This window comes from Pseudomonas sp. COW5 (genome assembly GCF_026240005.1).
Taxonomy (GTDB): Bacteria; Pseudomonadota; Gammaproteobacteria; order Pseudomonadales; family Pseudomonadaceae; genus Aquipseudomonas; species Aquipseudomonas kribbensis.
The window spans coordinates 5,567,075-5,587,180 of sequence record NZ_JAPHVP010000001.1; the positions used below are offsets into that span (position 1 = coordinate 5,567,075).

The window sequence follows — 20,106 nt, forward strand, 5'->3', positions numbered from 1 at the left end:
CCTTATTCTTCAGTCAATGCGGAGCCGGCCCGGTCGAGCAGCGGTTTGAACAGGTAGTTGAGGAGTGAACGTTCGCCCGTGCGCACGAACATTTCCGCCGGCATGCCCGGCTTGATCACCAGGCCGTTGAGCTTCTCCATGGCCTGATCGCTGACGCTGCTGCGCAACACGTAATACGGCGCACCGGTTTTTTCATCGACCATCTGGTCGGCAGAAATCAGGCTGACTTCGCCGGGAACGCGCGGGGTCTTGCTCTGGTTGAACGCGGTGAAGAGGATGTCCACCGGCAGGTGCGTGCCGACCTTGTCGATCAGGTTGATCGGCAGGTGCCCTTCCACTTCCAGGCGCGTGCCTTGCGGGACGATCTCCAGCAGGGTTTCGCCCTGACGCACCACGGCGCCTTCGGTGTGCACGCCGAGATTGACGGCGATGCCGTCCGAGGTCGCGAGAATCTCGCTGTGTTGCAGGTCGAAACCGGCGGAGGTCAGTTGCTCGGACAGGGTGACGCTTTTCAGTTGGGCGTCGGCCAGTTGGCTGCGGACTTCTTTCTGGTATTCCTCACCGTGCTGTTGCAGTTTCAGGCGCGATTCGAGAATGCCCTGCTCCACCCGGCCACTTTCGCCGGTGTTCTCGGCCAGTTGCTGCTGCACTTGCGACAGCTGACGCTGGTATTCCATCAAACGGTTGCGCGGAATGTAGCCGTTGTCCGCCAGCGGTTGCAGATTGCTCAACTGCTGTTGCAGGGAATCGGCCTGGGCGTTGAGATCGGTGCGAGCGCGGCGCATGCCGGCCAGTTGCGCGGTGGCGCCTTCGATGCTGGCACGCAGTGCAGCCTGCTCGCGGGAGAACGCTTCACGACGGCTGCTGAACAGTTGCCGCTGGCCTTCCAGTACCAGCGCCAGACGCGGATCGGCGTTGTCGCTCAGCTCTGGAGGAAACGTCACCTGCTTGAGGTTGTCACGCTCGGCCTGCCAGCGCGCCACGCTGGCCCAGGCCATGCGGTACTGGGCCTGCAGCGATTGCACGTCGGCGGCGACCTGGGTCTGGTCGAGGCGGAACAAGGGCTGGCCCTGCTTCACGATCTCGCCTTCGCGCACCAGAATCCGGCTGACCACACCGCTGCTCATCGACTGCACGGCCTTGCGTTTGCCGGAAACCACCACGGTGCCTTGCACCGGAATCCCTTGATCCAGCGGTGCCAGTGCCGCCCAGGCAAAGAAACTGCCGGCGCCGGCCAGTGCCAGAATCCAGCCCATGCGGGCGAAGAATTTCGCGTCGCGCTCCGGGCGTTCGGTGATATACGCGTGTTCCATCGTGGCTTCGTTTTCTGTGTTCATGCTCGCGCTGCTCATACACCCGAATTCCTTGTCGTGGGCTGGTACTGCCGGCTCATGCTGAGCCCGCCCGGTGCCTGCGCGGTTTTTTCAGTTTGTTGTTGCGGTTGTTGCTGCGGGTTGCCGGACAGCGCCTTGAGCACGTCATGGCTCGGACCGAAGGCTTGCAGTCGACCGTCGTTGAGTACCAGCAGCTTGTCGGCCTGGGCCAGCACCGAAGAACGATGCGTCACCAGCACCACGGTGGTGCCTTGCGCCTTGAGTTGCACGATGGCGCTGGACAGCGCCGCTTCGCCGACGGTGTCGAGGTTGGAGTTCGGTTCATCCAGCACCACCAGGCTTGGCGTGCCGTAAATCGCACGCGCCAGGGCCACACGCTGTTTCTGGCCGCCGGACAGACCGCTGCCGTCCTCGCCCAGTTGCGTGTCGTAGCCTTGCGGCATGCGCAGGATCATTTCATGAACCCCGGCCTGTTGTGCGGCAGCCACGACTTTCTGCGGATCGGTCTCGCTGAAGCGCGCGATGTTCTCGGCGATGGTGCCGCTGAACAGTTCGATATCCTGCGGCAGGTAGCCGATGTACGGACCGAGCTGATCGCGGTTCCAGCGATGGATGTCGGCACCGTCCAGACGCACCGTGCCACCAAGGGTCGGCCACACGCCTACCAGCACCCGCGCCAGGGTCGACTTGCCGGAGCCGGAGGCACCGAGCACGCCCAGCACTTCACCGGCAGCCAGATTGAAATTGACCATGTGCAAGGTCGCGGCACGTTGCCCGGGCGGGCCGGCGCTGACCTGTTCGAACGTGATCTGGCCTTTCGGCGCCGGCAGCGCCATGGCGTCGTCGCTTGGCGGGAACGACTGCAGCAGGGAATCGAGACGGCGGTAAGCCAGCTTCGCCCCGCTCCACTGTTTCCACACGGCAATCAGCTGATCGATCGGGCTGAGCACGCGGCCCATCAGGATCGAACCGGCGATCATCATCCCGGCAGTCATGTCGCCCTTGATCACCAGCAAGGCGCCCAGGCCCAGCACCAGTGATTGCAGGCACAGGCGCAAGGTCTTGCTCAGGGAGCTGATGACCGCGCCAGTGTCACTGGCCTGGTTCTGCAAGCCGAGGAAGCGTGAATGCACCTGGAACCAGCGCTTGCGCAGCGAGCCGAGCATGCCCATCGCCTGAATGGTTTCGGCGTTGTGCAGGTGGCTGGTGGCCAACTGGCTGGACTTCTGCGAGAAACCGGCGGCTTCGCCCAATGGTTTCTTGGTCATGTATTCGTTGAGGCACGCCAGAGCGATCAGCAGCAGCGCGCCGGCCGTGGCGAGAACGCCGAGCCAGACGTTGAACAGGTAAATCACAAACAGATAGACCGGGAACCACGGCGCATCGAAGAACGCGAACAGCGCAGGCCCGGTGACGAACTGACGGATGTGGGTCAGGTCGCCCAGAGACTGGCCGGCGTTGCCCTCGCCCTTGAACAGGTTGCGCTCGAACGCGGCTTGATAGACCCGCAGGTTGAAACGGCGCTCCAACTGGCTGCCGATGCGGATCACGATGAAGCTGCGCACCACCTCCAGCAGGCCGATGAACGCGAAGAACCCCACGACCATCAACGACAGCATCGCCAGCGTGGTTTCGTTTTGCGAAGACAGCACTCGGTCATAGACCTGGAGCATATAAATGGAGGGCACCAGCATCAGCACGTTAATCAGTGCGGTAAAGCATCCGACGCTGATCAGAATACTTTTATAGTCACCCAACGCCTTGAATAAGGGAGCGGTGGCCGGGGCCTTCGCCATCTTCATTGATTATTCCTGAAATGATATTCCCCGCCGTACTTGGCGAGACTTCAATTAATTGCCCGCGCAGAAAACGGGATATACGCCGTCAGTACTCGCTTACACCTCAACAACAACTTTCGCGATCAACTCCGGCGTCAGCGTTATTGCAGGCTCGCTTATAACTATAACGGGGTGCCTTATATTTAAACTGTGAGTCGGTTCCGGTGATCAGGGCTGTTTGGCAGCTCGTTCGAGTGTAATCACCAGGCCTGACTTCAAAGTGCTCAGATAAAGCCCATCACGTTGTCGGCTGAAAAACTGGATTCTTGAGCCTTCCTTGCCAGTGATCGAAAGACCGTCCGGGTCGGGAAACCAGCCGATGGCGCTGTCCTGCAGCCACGCGCTCAAGCAGTCGGCGCCCTTGCCCAGCGTCTGGTTGGATTGCAGATCGATCAGGCAGATGTTCGACGGTTTGTCTTGCAGCGCCTGCGCTTCGGGAGCGTCGCTGCGAGCGGTCAATGTCGCTTGCCACTGCCCGGCAAATACCGATGGATCTTCGAGTCTGAGGCTGCTTGCCATGGTTGTTTCTCCAGAAATCATCATCAGCATCGGCAACAGATACGCTGCCGCTTTGCGGGTAAAAGCGAATTGGATCATAGGAAATTTCACTCCGGCGTGTAGCCTTGCTTACCGATCAAAGCGATGCAAGTAAAGAAAGCGGCGCATCACGCGCCGCCTTCCTTTTTTACATCACGCTACGATGTCGCTGATCGCCGCCTGGCCAACGGTGCTGACCTGGAAGTCCGCCACGCCGTGCCCGGAGAAGTCCACCGACAGCAGGCTGTTGCCGCCCGAGGTGGTCAGGATGGCATCGCCCGCCGCACCGGTGAAAGCGCTGACGAAGTGCAGGCCCGCGCCTTTGGTGATACCGGTCAGGTCGATTTTGTCCAGGCCGCTGGCAAAGTCGAGGATCTGATCGATCGCACCCGGCTTGGAGTCGGAGCTGGCCGCGAACACGAAGGTGTCCGAACCCGAACCGCCCCACAGCTTGTCGGCACCGCCGCCGCCCCAGATGATGTCGTTGCCGGCACCGCCCTTGAGTTCGTTGGCTGCGCTGTTGCCGATGATCAGGTCGTTGCCCGAACCACCAATGGCGTTCTCGATGGTGACGCCCTTGGCGATGGACACGTTGCCCACCAGGCCGCCAACGTCGGAGAACGAGGCTTCATTGAGGTTGATCTTCTGGTTCTGGGTGAAACCCGAGAAGTCGAAGGTATCCTTGCCGCCCGCATCCCACACCGAGAACACCAGCTTGTCCGACGATGAAGTCGCGCTGAGGAAGTCACGACCGGCGTTGGAGTTGAAGCCGTAGGTGGTGTCACCGGTACGTGTGGACATGTTCGCGCCGTAGAGCTTCTGGATCGCTGCGATATCGTCCATCAACGGGCCCGAAGCATAGGCTTCGACGCCGCCCTTGCTGAAGTTCTGGCTGGTGTTGCTTTCACTCCAGTAACTCATGAGGCTGTAGCCGCGGGTGTCTTGCCCGTAGGAAGCGTCATTGTAGGTCGGGTTGCCAGTGCCGGCGTTGTAGTCGCCAGGGTGAGACAGGCCCAGGGTGTGGCCGATTTCGTGGGTCAGCGTCTGACGCCCGTAATTGTTCACGCCCGGGTTTTTGTTGACATCGTATCCACTGCCGGTCAGGTACCAGGACTGACCGTCATAGCCTGGCTCGGTGCCTGGCAGGAACGCGAATGCCGCCGCGCCTTCCTGACCGCCGCTGTAGTTACCGAAGGTCATGTGGCCGTCGCCACCCTTGGCTGCTTCGGTAAAGGTCACGTTGGCGACATCGGCCCAGGATTGCATGGCGAGCACCGCCTGGGCTTTTTGCAGGGAGCTGAACTGACTGAAACCGGTGACGCCCAGGCCGCCGAAGTTGGCCGTCTTGGAGGTCAGAAAGGTGTAGGTCAGTTCGATCTTGCCGCTGCCGTCGAGATCGTGCCAGGAGGCACCGTCGCGCAGCAGTTGAGTCGCGGCTTGATCCACCGAGAAGGAGGGTTTGCCATTGACCGTGAGGTTGCCGCCACGATCGTACTGATGGCTGAAGCTATTGATCTGGTTGAACGCCGAACTGGTCGCTGCCAGTGGTTGTGGCGCCGCGCTCAGCTGGAAAGCCTGTTCGGCGGTATCAATAGCATTAGCTTTTACTTTCGACATAAACACACTTCCTTGTTTAGCAATGGAACAGTTTTTGTCCGATAGCGACAACCTCTGGCGAGATTGTCCTATCACTCGCCCAATGAAGGCGTAAGAAACCTGACACAATTTGAAATCTGTCGTCTAGCGATTTTTCGAGATCAAATTGAACTATTCCGGGAAAGTCCCGTAAACAAAGCGCGTGCCGCTGAAAGAATGTTGTAAGTGTGGTGAGTTTGCCTAATTGTCTGACGATTTCTTATTTAAATATTAAATATCGGTAAGTTACTTTTTGTTAGCCGCGTCTCACTTTTCTGCACTTTATTAGTGCGGTGCCAGCGAAGTGACATCAAACAAGTAAACATATGCAGCAGGCGTCATATGCCTTTGACGGAGCGGGGAAAAACCCGCTCCGTCAGTATTTTCAGCTACCGGTACGAATCTTGTTCCAGACGCGCGTGCGGATCCGGTCGATGTTCAGCGGCATGGCCTCCAGCGCGAACAATTTGCCCATCATTTCCGGGCTCGGATACACCTTGGTGTCGTTCTTGATGGCCGGGTCGATCAGGCTGTCGGCCTGTTCGTTGCCGTTGGCGTAATGCACGTAGTTGCTGATGCCGGCCATGACGTCGGGCTGCAGCAGGTAGTTCATGAAGGCGTAACCGGCCTTGGCATCCGGGGCGTCGGCGGGCATGGCCACCATGTCAAACCAGATCGCGGCGCCTTCCTTGGGAATCGCATAGCCGATATCGACACCGTTCTTCGCTTCTTTGGCGCGATTCTCCGCCTGCAGGATGTCACCGGAGAAACCGACCGCTACGCAGATATCGCCGTTGGCCAGGTCGCTGGTGTACTTCGAGGAATGGAAGTAGCTGACATACGGCCGCACTTTCATCAGCAGCGCTTCGGCCTTCTTGTAGTCCTCGGGGTTCTTGCTGTGATGCGGCAGACCCAGGTAGTTCAGCGCTGCCGGCAGCAATTCCGGGCCGTTGTCGAGGATCGCCACACCGCACTTCTGCAGTTTTTCCATGTATTCGGGCTTGAAGATCAGGTCCCAGGAATCCACTGGCGCGTTATCGCCCAGCACCGCCTTGACCTTGGCGACGTTGTAACCGATGCCGGTGCTGCCCCACAGGTACGGAAAACCGTGCTCGTTGCCCGGATCGTTGGTCTGCAAGGCCTTGAGCAATACCGGATTGAGGTTCTTCCAGTTCGGCAACTGGCTCTTGTCGAGCTTCATCAGCGCCCCGCCCTGAATCTGCCGCGCCATGAAATGGTTGGACGGAAATACCACGTCGTAACCGGATTTGCCGGTCATCAATTTGCCGTCGAGGGTTTCGTTGCTGTCGTAGACGTCATAGGTCACACCTAGACCGGTCGCCTTTTCGAAGTTTTTCGCGGTGTCCGGCGCAATGTAGTCGGACCAGTTGTAGACCTTGACCGTTTCCGCTGCCTGAGCAAGGGAAGCGGCGAGCATCAAGGGGGCGAGAGCGAGGGTCTTTCGGATCATGGATCGATTCCTGTATTGGCTATTGTTGTTGGCAGGCAATCAAAAGGATCAAAGCGTCAGAAAATCAGGACGTAGGTCTTGCGCACGGTTTCCTGGATGTCCCAGATGCCGAGCGTGTTGGCCGGCAACATCAGTGCGTCGCCACCTTGTATGTGCAGGGTTTCGCCGCCATCGTCCGGGGTGAACGTGCAGCGACCGGAAATGAAGTGGCAGAACTCCTGGGCGGTGATCTGCCGCCGCCAGCGACCGGGGGTGCATTCCCAGACGCCGGTTTCGACGCCGTCGTCGCGTTCGACGCTGGTGGTCGAGGCAATGGCGACCGGCGTGCCGAGCGGCACGGCAACCGGGTTGGACTCGTCCAGTTGCAGCGTGGAGGTGTTTTTGAATTGGGTGATGCTCATGGCGCTTCCTGTCTTGAAGGCTGTCTGGAGTTGAACGACGTTTAGTGCATGAAACCTTCCATGAACCCGGCCACCCGACTGGCAAGCTTGCGCCGCCAGGGCGCGGTCGCCGGGTTGGCCAGGGTCTGGTCTTCGTGGACGAAGCTTTTGATGATCGCGTTGTAACCGAGCCAGCGGCACGGTTCCGGCTCCCAGGCCCGCAGCGCATGGATCCCGCCGTCCGGCAGCACCCAGGGCTGATGCACCAGTTCGGTATCGCGCTCGAGAATCAGATCGGCCAGGGTGCGGCCGCCCAGGTTGGAAGCCCCGACACCCTCCCCGCCATAACCGCCGGACAGCGCGATGCCGTTGGCCCGGTCGCAAAGCATGTGCGGCTTGAAATGCCGGGACATGCCGAGATTGCCGCCCCAGGCGTGGGTGATCGTGGTGTTTTTCAGTTGCGGGAACAGCTCGCCGAACAGATAACGCCGCAGCTCCACTTCATCCCGGGTCAGATCGAAGTTGTGCCGCAACTGGCCGGCGAACTGATATCCGCCACGGGCGCCGAAGATCAGCCGGTTATCGGCGCTGCGCTGGCCGTAGGTGACTTGACGGCTGAACTCACTGAAAGCCTGGCCGCGGCTGAGGCCGATTTCATCCCAGGTCGCCGCCGACAACGGTTCGGTGGCGACAATCAGACTCTGTACCGGCAATTGATAGCGACCCAGCGGCGGTAGCGTCACCGAATAACCTTCGATGGCCGGGACGATCCAGCGACTGCGCACGCTGGCCTTGTCGGTACGCAGACTGCCCGACTGCCAATGGGTCACGGGGCTGTTTTCGTAGATCTTCACGCCCATGCCCTGAACGATCCGGGCCAGGCCGCGCACCAGTTTTGCCGGTTGAATGGTTGCCACGTGCGGGGCGAAGATTCCGCCGTAAGGTTTGGCGACGCGAATCTGCTGCGCCAGTTGCTCAGGATTGAGCCAGCGATAATCGTCGTCGGTCAGGCCTTGGGCGTGCAGCTTGTTCAGATACTCGCGCAGGCTGGCTTCCTGCTCGGGATAGCGCGCGGCGCAGTAAAGCACCCCGCCCTTGCGGTAATCGCAGTCGATGCCTTCGCGCTCGAGGACGACTTCCACCTCATCGGGAATGCTGTGCAGCAGATCGAATGAGGCGCGGCGTTGTTCTGGCGACAGGCCCGCCAGCAGGCGATCCTCGCCCAGCAGATTGCCCATCAGCCAGCCACCATTGCGGCCGGATGCGCCGAAACCGGCGGTTTGTGCCTCGATGATGGCGATATCCAGGCCTGGCGCGTGTTTCTTCAGGTAATACGCGGTCCATAACCCGGTGTAACCGGCGCCGATGATTGCCACGTCGACGTCAAGGTCCTGCTCCAGCGCCGGGCGCGCAGTGAGCGGCTCGTCGAGTTGGTCCATCCACAAACTGATAGTGCGCCACGCCGGCATGCAAGACTCCGCCAATCCAGATTTCGATGGCGTCGATCCTAGTGGCTGACCTCAAGAACTGTCTTGCGCGCGTGTACGCAAAGAAATTTGTTTGGCATAAGCCTTGGGCGACTGGCCGGTGTGCTGGCGGAAACAGCTATAAAACGCCGAAATCGAGTTGAACCCGGCGGCGAACGCCAGTTCATCGATGCGCAGCGGCGGCGTAGCGTTGTCCAGCGATTGCAGCAAATGCTGGAGCCGCGCCTGATTGACGTAGCGGTAGAAGCTCTGCCCCAGCACCTGGTTCAGCAGATAGGAAATCTGGTTGCGGCTGTAACCGCACTCCTTCGCCACACGTTGCAGATCCAGTTCGGGATCGAGGTACGGCTGCTGACGCTGGAAATACTGCTGCAGGTCTTCGGCCATGAAACTTAACTGACGTGGTGACAGGCCCAGCCGGCTCGCCGCCGGACGCTGACTCGGCGTCGAGCTACTGGAGCCCTGCTCGCGCACCAGCGACGCGTATTCGTTTACCCGCCAGATTTTCGCATCCTTGACGGTAATCGCTTCGCTGGAGCGGAACGACACCAGGCCATTACCGCCCCGCAGGGTCACTTCGTATTGGATGAACGCCGTGTTGCCGTCGATGCGGATCCGGTCGCAATGCTCCAGCGCTTCGTCGGATTCACGGGGCATGCTGACGCGAACGTACTCGCGCAGTTCGTCGAGACCGAGCACGCGGTTCTGGAAAAAATCGTTGTACTGAATGTCCGGATGGTACAGCGCCATGACGCCATCCAGGTCCCGGTGTTTCCAGCACAGGTGATAGCGCATGACCGTTTCGGCCGTGGCCGGGGTCTGCTGCGGGCCGTCATCGTCGGCGTGCATAAGGGACTCTTGGCAAAAGAACCGAGCTTGCCCAACTTCGGGCGCCTCATCAACCAAGCGGTGCATAGTGGCACTTTGGCGACAATTTCATCAGCCGTGACTTACATCAAAAAAATCCCTGCAATCGCCAAACGGCCTGAAAATTCTCACAGGCTTTTCACATCCAGATGCTACTTTTAAGGACAGTCACCGGTTGAGCCAATGAAGGCTCTTCCCACCTACCATGAGCAAACGGAAGCGCTCGATGAAGAAGGCGGGCAACACATGAACAAAGGGTCAAGCAAGGTCACATTCCCCAACGCCTGCCAGCTGATGCGCTGGCATTTTCATCCCATGGGTTTCGAAGCCACGATGGACGCACCGGGCAGCATGATCGCCCGCCTGTTCGATCGGGCCAGCGGCGAAACGCTGATTGCCATTGCCGGCATTCCTTGCGCAACGGTGATGAATGCAGCGGATGTCGAACGAATAATCGAAGCCGTCGAGGACGAACTGGAAGCCTTTGTTCCTCCGGAGTCTCTTAGAAGTTACGCCTAAGTCATTGATTTAAAATAAAAAGCCCGCTGCACGCGGGCTTTTTTATGGGCGATCGGTTCAGGCGGTTTTCTTTTCCAGGCGGTGATCGACGAAGAACGGCTTGCCCTTGGCGACCCGGTCCGACGCACGCGGCATATTCACGGCCTGGGCATCCTGCGGCTCGACGAACCAATAGCAATGACTCACTGCCCGGGTAATGCCGACATAGGCCAGACGCAGGATTTCGTCCTTCTGCGCTGTGTCGTAAGGCTCGTTGTCACCGGCCTTGCCCAGCCCGGCCATGCGGTAGACCTGATTCTTGTAGGGCGAACTGGTGAGGTGCTGGCAGTCACCCAGCAGAAACACTGCATCGGCCTGCAAGCCTTTGGCGCTGTGATAGGTCAGCTGCTTCAAGCGCCGGGACTCGTACGGCAAGCTCGAATCAACATTAACTACTGACTGAATATGCTGCTCTATCAATGACTTATCGATACTTTTTCGATAGAGCATCAGGATCGAGTCGCCGTTTCTGTAGTGCTCCGCCAGGCGTTGACCCAGTGCCTGGTCGTCGCGCTCCAGCACATTGACCGGTTGCAACGGCTTCTCCTCGCCGCTGGCCTTGGCTTTTTTGCCGGGAATCGCCGGTGCGGCACGGACGATGTGCTCGGCTGCGTCGATGATGTGCTGATGGCTGCGATAGTTGTCGCTGAGCATCACCCGCGTGGTGCTCGGCGAGGAAAACTCCTTGTTGAACTCCATGAAGTAGCTCGGCGAACTGCCGCGCCAGCCGTAGATCGACTGCCAGTCATCGCCCACGCACAGCAAGGATGAGCGTTGCGCGCCGCGTCCGACGTGCATGGCCGGGCCACGGCTGCGGATCTCTGCAAGACTGGCGCGAATCCACGAGACGATCTGCGGTGAAACGTCCTGAAATTCGTCGATCATCAGATGCGACATGGGGCGCAGCAGTTCATCGCTCAGTAGCTTGAGGTTTTCCGGCGAGTGTTCGCTGAACAGCGCGAACATGCGGTTGTAGGTCATGACCGGCGGCTTCTGATCGAGCAAGTGATCTTCCAGTGCGCGCCAGAACAGGCTCAGCGCCTCGAAGAAAAACCGGTCCGGATCATCCTTGGCGAAACTCATGCGGCCAACGGCGTCCGGTACATCCAGGCCCAGGTTCTCGATAAACCCGGCGGCAGCGACAAAACAGTCCAGCAACGGCGCGGATGCGAGCTCTCCCTTGACCTTGTAATCGAAGCCGGGACCCGCACTGGCATCACCGGCCAACGTGGCCAGAACACGCCTTGACGACTCGTAACTATCTATCCAAATCAATGGCTTACGGCAGAAAGCTTGAAACAGGGTGCGCTTAACGGCCCATTCTGCGCGGACCGTCAGCTTGGCATCGGGACGGCAGACTTGCGGGTTTTCTCTCGGATCGAAGCCCAAAACGACCCAGGCATCGAGACTCGGGATGTAGCCATGACAGTGAAAGGTCGCGCCGTTGATCTCGAAGGTCTGACGGTTCGGCTCGACCCCCTTGATCGGCCAGGCACCGGCGCGAAACCACAGATCCTCGATCACATCGCACAGTTCTTCGTCACGCCTGGCCGCCAGTTCGGTCACCGCCATGCGCTTCTGCACGTCCGGGTGATCGCGCTCCAGCTCCTTGAGCTGCAGGGCATGCCGGGACAATGGCTGGATCAATTGCCGGAAACGCTCATCCTCGGTGTAGAGGCGGTGATAGCAGGCGTTGAGCTGCTGGCGCTGGGCGTCGTTGATCCGCAGATCGAACGGATTGCTGTCGACGTCATCGTCCCCGCCCTGTGGCCGCAGACTGAGGTTTTCAAACGCCTGCAAACGCTCGAACCCCGGCAGGCTGCACACCATCGGCAGAATCCGCGAATGGAAGGTGCGCACCAGATCCCGGGCGGTCTTCTGGCTCAGGGAATGACCCCAGAGGGCAAACAGCTCGATCAGTTTGCTGATGAAGTCTTTGCGCGACTCCCGGGTGAAAGTCACCACGGTCATCGAATCCAGCTCAAAGCCCAGGTAGTGCGTCAGCAGCAGGATGCGCAACACCAGCGTGGTCGATTTCCCGGCGCCAGCCCCGGCGACCACCGACGTTGACGGCGTATCACTGAAGATCATCTTCCATTGCGCCACGCTCGGCTGGGCGTGGGCCGGCAGCAAGCGGGCAACGTCAGCCTTGATGCGCTTCTTCAGCTCGGCGGTCAGTGGCAGACGCCAGTCATCGAACAGGTGATTGTCGATACCCGGTGCACGATGCTCGGTGCTGCGGCTGTCGCGGATCAACAGAACCTGACGACCCTCTTCCAGCCCCTCGGCCTTGCCTTCCTTGTAGCCGTAGTCGAACCCGGCGGTGTGCCCGCTGCGAAAGCCATCGGCCTGACCGTGCAGCCACGAGGCCCGATGCTGGGCGCGCAATTGCGTCAGACCATGCCCGAGAAAACGCGCCGCCAGGCGTTTGAACCACGGCATCTCGGCCAGGGGACGAAGTTCGGGAGGAAGATCGGGGGTGTGTTGCGCCACGCTGACGGACTCCAGAGGCTGAGGCTGTTGAGGGCTATGGTGTCTGCATTTGCCGCTGAGTTCTAGCGAAATGCTTACAGGTCATTGAGTTAGGCGATGAACTGAAGGCTGCATGAGAGCGTTTCGAGATTTATAACATCAGTCAATTCGATGGGAATGCAGCACTTTTTACGCTTTTTCTCGATTATTGGTTGATAGATGATGCTCGCCATCAATCACCGGTCTCGCTTCGTGGCTGCGGCCGAAACGCCCCATGACGAACCTTTTGAGGAGAAGATCATGCTTGAACTCAGACCCTTCAGCTCGCTGGGCGGCGCCCATCACGGCTGGCTGGATGCCCATCACCATTTTTCGTTCGCCGAGTACTACGATCCGCAGCGCATGAGCTGGGGCAATCTGCGGGTGTGGAACGATGACATCATCGCCCCGGGCACCGGTTTCCCCACTCACCCGCATCGGGACATGGAAATCATCACCTATGTGCGTGAAGGTGCGATTACCCACCAGGACAACCTGGGTAACAAGGGTCGCACCGAAGCCGGCGACGTTCAGGTGATGAGTGCCGGCACCGGGATCGCCCACAGCGAATACAACCTGGAAGCGACCTCGACCAAGATCTTCCAGATCTGGATTCTGCCGACCGAAACCGGTGCACCACCATCCTGGGGCGCCAAACCGTTCCCCAAAGGTGAGCGCGAAGGCTTCGTGACGCTCGCCAGCGGCAAGGACGGTGACGATGAAAGCCTGCGGATTCGCGCCAACGCACGTTTGGTGGCGGCCACCATCAAGGCCGGGGAAACCGCCGAGTATCGACTCGATGCCGGACGTCGCGCTTATCTTGTACCGGCCACCGGTGTGATTGAAGTCAACGGCTTGCGTGCGCAAGCTCGAGACGGCGTCGCGGTGAGCCAGGAACCGGTGCTGACCGTCACGGCCCTTGAAGACAGTGAAATCGTGTTGGTGGATCTGGCCTGATCGGCTGGATTGCAGGCAAAAAAAGGGCGACCTCATGGTCGCCCTTTTTTATTCAGCACTGATCACTTGGTGGAAATTGCACCATCGACCAGGGTCTGCGCTTCGGCCACCAGTTGCTTGAGGTGGTCGTCGCCGATGAAGCTTTCAGCGTAGATCTTGTAGATGTCCTCGGTGCCCGAAGGACGCGCGGCGAACCAGCCGTTCTCGGTCATCACTTTCAGACCGCCGATGGCCTGATCGTTGCCCGGTGCCTTGCTGAGAATGCTCTGGATCTTCTCGCCCGCCAGTTCGGTCGAGGTTACCTGCTCCGGCGACAACTTGCTCAGCAGGGCTTTCTGCTCAGGGTTGGCCTTGGCGTCGACACGTACCGAGAACGGCTCGCCCAGCTCTTCGGTCAGTGCACGATAGGCCTGGCTTGGGTCGCGACCGGTGCGGGCGGTCATTTCAGCGGCCAGCAGGGCCGGGATCAGACCGTCCTTGTCGGTACTCCACACACCACCGTCCTTGCGCAGGAACGATGCGCCGGCGCTTTCCTCACCGCCAAAACCGAGCGAACCGTCGAACAGACCGTCGGCAAACCACTTGAAGCCGACCGGCACTTCGTAGAGACGACGGCCCAGACGCTTGGCCACACGATCGATCAGACCGCTGCTGACCACGGTTTTACCCACGGCCGCATCGGCGCGCCATTGCGGGCGATTCTGGAACAGGTAGTCGATCGACACGGCAAGGTAATTGTTCGGCGCCAGCAGACCGCCGGACGGAGTCACGATGCCGTGACGGTCGTGATCCGGATCGCAGGCGAACGCGACGTCGAAGCGCTCCTTGAGGCCGATCAGGCCTTGCATGGCATGGCTGGACGACGGGTCCATGCGGATCTGGCCATCCCAGTCGACGGTCATGAAACGGAATGTCGAATCGACTTCCTTGTTCACCACATCGAGGTCCAGACGATAGTGCTCGGCGATGGCCGACCAGTAGCGCACCCCTGCTCCGCCCAATGGATCGACACCCAGACGCAGTTTGGCGCCACGGATGGCATCGAAGTCGATGACGTTGATCAGGTCGGCAACGTAGGTGTTGACGTAATCGTGGCGGTGCGTGGTCGGAGCTTTAAGCGCCTGCTCGTAACCGATGCGTTTAACGCCGGCCAGTTTGTTGACCAGCAGTTCGTTGGCCTTGGCTTCGATCCACTTGGTGATGTGGGTGTCGGCCGGGCCACCGTTGGTTGGGTTGTATTTGTAGCCACCGCTTTGTGGCGGGTTGTGCGACGGCGTGATGACGATGCCGTCAGCCAGGCCGGTGGTGCGGCCGCGGTTGTAGCAAAGAATGGCGTGAGACACGGCCGGCGTCGGGGTGTATTCGTCGCCTTCGGCGATCATTACGGTCACGCCGTTGGCTGCCAGCACTTCCAGGGCGCTGGCCCCAGCCGGTGTGGACAGCGCATGAGTATCAATGCCGACAAACAGCGGGCCGGTGATGCCCTGGGCTTCGCGGTACAGGCAGATTGCCTGACTGATGGCCAGAACGTGCCACTCGTTGAAACTCAAGTCGAAGGAGCTGCCACGATGTCCGGAAGTACCAAACGCCACACGCTGAGTGGAAATCGAAGCGTCGGGTTGACCGGTGTAATACGCCGTTACCAGTCGCGGGATGTCGACCAACAACTCTGCCGGTGCCGGTTTGCCCGCAAAAGGACTGAGTGTCATGCAAAACCTCTGAAATAGAGTGGTTCAGGAAATTACAGCGGAGTTTACTGGCAGTTTGACCGTAGTGCGATGGGATCTATCCAGTGCGTCCCCGATGTTTTTTAACAGCTCAGCCATCGGGCGCCAGTCGCAACGCATCGCCGATCAAACCGACGACGCCTTCCAGTTCAGGCCCGTTGCTTGTCGTCGCACTCAGGCGCATGTATTGCCCATGCATGCCTTGCGCGCTGAACAGTTCGCCCGGTGCGATCAACACGTGCTGTTTGAGCAGGCGTTGAAACACGGCGCCCATCACCACTCGGCGCGACGAGCACACCCAGACCGTCGCGCCGCCCTGCGGCTCATCGATGTGCAGCGCGTCACCCAGCCCTTCGCGCAGCAACTCGATCAACCGGGTACGACGCTCCTTGAGCAGGCGCTTCAACACCGGGAGATGCTGATCGACCCGACCACTGGCATACAGTCGGGCAATGGCCTTCTGGCGAATCGGCGACAGTCGAAACGAGCGCAGCAAAAAGTGCCGTTGCAAGTCGGTGCGCCACTGGCGAGCAAGCACGAAGCCGTAAGGCGCTTCTACACCGATCACCTTTTCGAAGGTGGAAAACACCAGGAGACGATCCGGATCCAGCAAATCCCGCAGAGGTCGACGTTCACAGTCGTCACCCAGTTCGCTGTAACTGTCGTTTTCCAGCACCCAGGTTCCATGATCCCTGAGCAGCTGCGCTATGGCCTCTCGATTATCCTCAGGTGCCAGACTGCCACGGGGCATGTTCAACAAAGAAGACAGCAGGATCAGTCGAACCGGCTCGGTTTCCAGCAGCATTTTCAATTGCCGTGGATCAAGCTCCCCGCCCGATTGCACCGGAAGCTCGATGACCCTCACATCGGCAGACTGGAACAGGCGCAACACCATCCAGTCACAGGGCGATTCAACCACCACGGTTGCGTTACGCAGTTCGAGGACAGCGATCAGGATCTCCAGCACCCCTCTCACATCGGCGCCGATATAGACGTCCTCGGCGTGCCAGCAGTGAGTCGGTGATGAGGTGTAGCGAGCCGCCAGCAGCATACGCAACTCAAGCTCGCCACACGGCTGGGCCGGGACCTGTGATTGCCGAGGGTATTGCCGCATCAGCTCCCGTTCGAGCATCAGCAACGGACTGTCCAGCGGCTGGATCGATGCCGGATCGTCGGCGCTCAATACGCGCATGCCGAAACACCTTGCGTTGACGTAGACGGTTTCCAGCAAATCATTGCCTCTACGCGGCGGCATGACCGCGGACGCCGGTTGTGCGAAATACCCGGACTTGGCCACTGAATAGACCCGGCCTTCTTTCTCGAGCAGCGCGTAGGCGTACTGGATGGTCGAAATCGATACATTCAACCGTTCGGCCAGTTGCCTCAAGGATGGCAGTCGCATCGCGCCTTCACCGCCTGGCCCATCGATCAGTTGGGTGAGATAGCGATAGACCGCCTGATAGGCGAAATCGGTTTCACGCGAGGCATTCATGAACGGGCGTCCGGCATTCTTTGGCGATCGGGCACCACACTCACACTCAACCTTCCGCCGAGCGGTCGCCTGCGGCAACCTCACTGTCGGCAGGGTCCGGGGCCTGCGTCGCCTGGTCAGTCACTCGGACGGGCGCCATGGCATACAACCGGCTGATCAGTTGCACGGGCAAGCCGCTGACATCGGTCATCCATTGCAAAACCTGCTCCGGAGCGTGCAACCCCTGCATCGCACGATGCAGGTCCGGCATGGCCACCAGCATGCCTGGATGGCAGGTTCGCAGAAAACGTTCGAGTCCTGCCCCACCCTCGATGAAGGGCGCAAACAGCAGGCATACCAGTTGCGCTTCATTGAGCCCGAAATTCTTTTGCAAGGCAGCAGCGGCCAGTGATCGATGCTCGCCCGGATCGGTCAGAGTGCCGAACGTCGCCATGAAGCGCTCGCAGGTTTGCTCCGGAACGTCCTGGCGACGCATCAATGCGAGGCAACGCTGCAGGTATTCGGATACGCCACTTTCGTAATTGCGACCCTCGATGCAGCAAGCCTGGAGACCGCTCAGGTAAGCAGCGATCAAGGGATCCGTCGACTCACCGGTACCCGGTTCGAACAGCAGCTCGTCAGTCTGAAACCCGAGAAAATCGCTGAGCAAGGGCCACCGTTCCTCCATCTTGCCCACTACGATGTCATCGATACCGATATAACTGGTGCGTCGGCAGGCTTCGAACTGGCCGAGCGGCCGCCATGGCGGCAGGTCGTCTGGTGCACGGAGTTCCCGGTAACAGTCACCTCCCATGGCGTCCAGCGCATCGAACAACTCATCGAACCCGGCGGTCCGCTTTGGCAGTGCGCCGATGCCGGCCTTCTGTGCTGCGCGATCCAGCCCTTGCAGGAAGTGCGCCTGACGGCGTGCGGAGTCGCTGCTGACCAGTGCATCGACACCATTGCTCCACCGGGCGACCTGTCCGTAGAACTCGGCCGTGGCCAGGTACGCATCGTCCCAAAGCTCCAGGCTCTCGCTCCAGCAGCGGCGGTGGCCAACCATCAGCAGATTGATGCGGTTCGCCTCGCGCCCATCGTCGGAAAGGGGCTCTTGATGGTGGAAAGGCAAGACCTCCCGGTTGTCGATCATCAGCAGTTCGACCCTTGGGTCGTCATACAGAAACAGGGCGCTGAAGCTGCGATGCATGTTGTGCAATGCCGACGCCGGTGTGGTGCAACCACGCAGGGTCGCCACCCGTAACTGAAAAGTGCCCGGAGCCCGTCCGGCGATACTCAGTTGCGCAGCACGCAACAGGGCCAGGCTGTAGCAGCAATCACGAGTGCCCGATTGCGTGACCAGCACCTTGAACTCACCGATACGATCCATGCCCCCGGCGGCTACCGCCAATCGCTGAATCAACAGCTGCAATGCCGTGCGTTCGGCACGGGAAAAGAAACTCAGCAATCGTTGCAATACTTGCTGGTAGACATAGTTCATTGCCTGGTCATGGATCGTGCTCATCAGTACTTCACCCGATATCAAAGGTTTTATATTGCGCAGCCACGAACGTCGGATACGCAATCACTCTTCATTAATTAATAGACGCTGAAATGCTAACACTTAAGGTTTTGTAGTTATTTGAAACAGTTGAGCTCATAACAATTTGAATTCACGATCTGAACGCCGCAAGCCCGCGTATTTACGGGCTTTTCTCGACACAGAAGTTTTCCTAGGAAAATTCTTACAACGGCTTTCGCATGATGAGTACAAGAAAAAAAGAAGGGATTACTGGGTCGCCCTACAGCAATTAAACAGAATTTTAAATATCGGTCAGCCACTATTGCCCGGTATTGCACAAAGTAAACAGAATGCACAGCCATAGCTCATTCCTTGAGATGAAAGTAGTCATTCAATTATCAGGGTCTGGATGGCGATTAGAAGATACAGATCAAGAGCAAAAACCAGTTCAGTTGCTGAACGTCCCCAAGCATCGCGCCCGGGGTTTCTCATGGTCTGAAGGATGGAACGCACAAGAGTCCGTGGGGCCACGGACTCTAATCACAAGGGTCAGGCAGGTTCGACTTGCAGGGCAACCCGTTCACGGCAAGGGCATTCGTCCATGTAGCGGTGTGCTTCGACAAACTCGTTGAACGGGAAGACCCGGGTCTTGAGCGGAAGCAGCACGCGGTCGGCCGTCAGCTGGTTGATGTCACGCAGGGCACGTTGCAGCGCGACGTGATCCTGGACGATGCCCAGTTCCGGCTTGCCGGTGAAGTTGCCGATGCAGTGCACGAAGAACTGAATGTTCTTCTGGAACGCTGCGCACGCCGGAAATGGCGTCTGGTTGCCACCTTGCAGGCCATACAACACCAGACTGCCGCGAGGTGCCAGCACATCGCCCAGCAGCGACATCTGCGGGCCGCCGAGACCGTCGAACACGACGTTGACGCCGCGGTTGTCAGTGATCTTGTTGATCCGCATCAACAGGTCTTCTTCTTCGGTGACGATGACTTTCTCGGCACCCAGGGACAGCAGGTATTCACGCTCTTCAGCGGTTTTCGTGGCGGCAATCACGCGCACACCCAGCGCCTTGCCCAGCTGGACAAACGACGGACCGGCGCAATGGCTGGCGTCGGTGACCAGGGCAAACTGCCCGGGTTTGACTCGCGCCAGATCGACGTAACCGAAATAGGCGATCAACAGCGGCGTGTAATGCACGCTGGCCTCGATCGGGGTCAGCACGTCCGGATAACGGGTGAGCGCGGTACGTGGCAGAACGATCAGTTCGCCGTAGACCGGATAGTCGTTGGGGCTCTCGGCCGGGAAGCTGGCCACCTTGTCACCGACGATCAGGTCTTCGACACCATCGCCAATGGCCGTGACCACACCCGCCATTTCATGGCCCAGGCCCGAAGGCAGGCGAGCCTGTGACGACGCCAGGTTCTGACGCCAGAGCGTGTCATACCAGCTGATGCCGATCGCCTCGACACGCACCTGCACTTCGCCAGGACCTGGCTGAGCGGCCGCATGCTCTTCGCATTTGAGCACCTCGGCCGGACCAAACTTGTGAAAACGGATCGTGCGGGACATCGCAAACCTCGTCAAAGTAACCTCTAATGCCCTGAACTCTATCTGGGCTTTCCAGCCAAGACTATCAGTGGCTATTAATAGTCGACATGCCTGTCATTGATTCCGCAGTATGGCCAGCATTGAGCAAATCCATGAAAAAACTGCTGCATCCTTCTCAGTAAAGCTGAATTACCCGGTGCAGAGTACCAGCCTTTCCCCGTAAGATTCATGCCGGCCATTGTTCTCATATGGTCGCTCTCGTC

General features: G+C 59.4%; 15 protein-coding genes. 2 read left to right on the forward strand and 13 right to left on the reverse strand.

The window, feature by feature from the left end; genetic code table 11:
- Positions 1-2 precede the first annotated feature (2 nt).
- The 8 genes from OQ248_RS25370 to OQ248_RS25405 form a co-directional block, all read right to left on the reverse strand.
- Positions 3-1,352: an HlyD family type I secretion periplasmic adaptor subunit gene (locus tag OQ248_RS25370; RefSeq protein ID WP_265814472.1), complete on the reverse strand. Its 1,350-nt coding sequence runs from the start codon at positions 1,350-1,352 to the stop codon at positions 3-5.
- The gene (locus OQ248_RS25375) at positions 1,349-3,136 is read right to left on the reverse strand and encodes a type I secretion system permease/ATPase (protein WP_085709814.1); all 1,788 of its coding nucleotides are present in this window, start codon (positions 3,134-3,136) and stop codon (positions 1,349-1,351) included. The genes OQ248_RS25370 and OQ248_RS25375 overlap by 4 nt, the downstream gene beginning before the upstream one ends.
- A 204-nt stretch (positions 3,137-3,340) precedes the next feature.
- Positions 3,341-3,769 carry an AprI/Inh family metalloprotease inhibitor gene (locus tag OQ248_RS25380; protein WP_265814473.1) on the reverse strand — a complete coding sequence of 143 codons (429 nt, stop codon included), beginning with the start codon at positions 3,767-3,769 and terminating at the stop codon, positions 3,341-3,343.
- Between the two features lie 93 nt (positions 3,770-3,862).
- Positions 3,863-5,326 (reverse strand): serralysin family metalloprotease, encoded by a 1,464-nt coding sequence (locus tag OQ248_RS25385; protein WP_265814474.1) that lies wholly within the window; start codon positions 5,324-5,326, stop codon positions 3,863-3,865.
- Between the two features lie 403 nt (positions 5,327-5,729).
- Positions 5,730-6,815: a polyamine ABC transporter substrate-binding protein gene (locus tag OQ248_RS25390; RefSeq protein WP_114882904.1), complete on the reverse strand. Its 1,086-nt coding sequence runs from the start codon at positions 6,813-6,815 to the stop codon at positions 5,730-5,732.
- A gap of 56 nt (positions 6,816-6,871) precedes the next feature.
- Complete coding sequence (locus OQ248_RS25395; protein ID WP_265814475.1) at positions 6,872-7,216, reverse strand: cupin domain-containing protein; 345 nt, start codon at positions 7,214-7,216, stop codon at positions 6,872-6,874.
- A 41-nt stretch (positions 7,217-7,257) separates the two neighbouring features.
- Positions 7,258-8,664: an FAD-dependent oxidoreductase gene (locus OQ248_RS25400; RefSeq protein WP_265814476.1), complete on the reverse strand. Its 1,407-nt coding sequence runs from the start codon at positions 8,662-8,664 to the stop codon at positions 7,258-7,260.
- Positions 8,665-8,715: 51 nt separating this feature from the next.
- Positions 8,716-9,531 carry a helix-turn-helix domain-containing protein gene (locus OQ248_RS25405; RefSeq protein WP_265814477.1) on the reverse strand — a complete coding sequence of 272 codons (816 nt, stop codon included), beginning with the start codon at positions 9,529-9,531 and terminating at the stop codon, positions 8,716-8,718.
- Positions 9,532-9,795: 264 nt separating this feature from the next.
- Here OQ248_RS25405 and OQ248_RS25410 point away from each other — a divergent pair, with 264 nt between their 5' ends.
- Positions 9,796-10,068: a DUF1652 domain-containing protein gene (locus OQ248_RS25410; protein ID WP_096820481.1), complete on the forward strand. Its 273-nt coding sequence runs from the start codon at positions 9,796-9,798 to the stop codon at positions 10,066-10,068.
- Positions 10,069-10,125: 57 nt separating this feature from the next.
- Here the strand turns inward: OQ248_RS25410 and OQ248_RS25415 are convergent, their stop codons facing one another.
- Positions 10,126-12,600: a UvrD-helicase domain-containing protein gene (locus OQ248_RS25415; protein WP_265814478.1), complete on the reverse strand. Its 2,475-nt coding sequence runs from the start codon at positions 12,598-12,600 to the stop codon at positions 10,126-10,128.
- A gap of 279 nt (positions 12,601-12,879) precedes the next feature.
- Here OQ248_RS25415 and OQ248_RS25420 point away from each other — a divergent pair, with 279 nt between their 5' ends.
- Entirely contained in the window at positions 12,880-13,575 is a 696-nt protein-coding gene (locus tag OQ248_RS25420) for a pirin family protein (RefSeq protein WP_265814479.1), read from the forward strand.
- Between the two features lie 62 nt (positions 13,576-13,637).
- Here the strand turns inward: OQ248_RS25420 and pgm are convergent, their stop codons facing one another.
- The 4 genes from pgm to OQ248_RS25440 form a co-directional block, all read right to left on the reverse strand.
- The gene (gene pgm / locus OQ248_RS25425; RefSeq protein ID WP_265814480.1) at positions 13,638-15,284 is read right to left on the reverse strand and encodes a phosphoglucomutase (alpha-D-glucose-1,6-bisphosphate-dependent); all 1,647 of its coding nucleotides are present in this window, start codon (positions 15,282-15,284) and stop codon (positions 13,638-13,640) included.
- A 109-nt stretch (positions 15,285-15,393) separates the two neighbouring features.
- Positions 15,394-16,794 carry a PLP-dependent aminotransferase family protein gene (locus OQ248_RS25430; RefSeq protein ID WP_265814481.1) on the reverse strand — a complete coding sequence of 467 codons (1,401 nt, stop codon included), beginning with the start codon at positions 16,792-16,794 and terminating at the stop codon, positions 15,394-15,396.
- 46 nt (positions 16,795-16,840) lie between these two features.
- A complete protein-coding gene (locus tag OQ248_RS25435; RefSeq protein WP_265814482.1) occupies positions 16,841-18,295 on the reverse strand; it encodes a hypothetical protein in 1,455 nt (484 codons plus the stop codon).
- Positions 18,296-18,841: 546 nt separating this feature from the next.
- On the reverse strand, positions 18,842-19,864 hold the full coding sequence (locus OQ248_RS25440; protein WP_119426356.1) for a zinc-dependent alcohol dehydrogenase family protein: 1,023 nt from the start codon (positions 19,862-19,864) through the stop codon (positions 18,842-18,844).
- Positions 19,865-20,106: the final 242 nt, after the last annotated feature.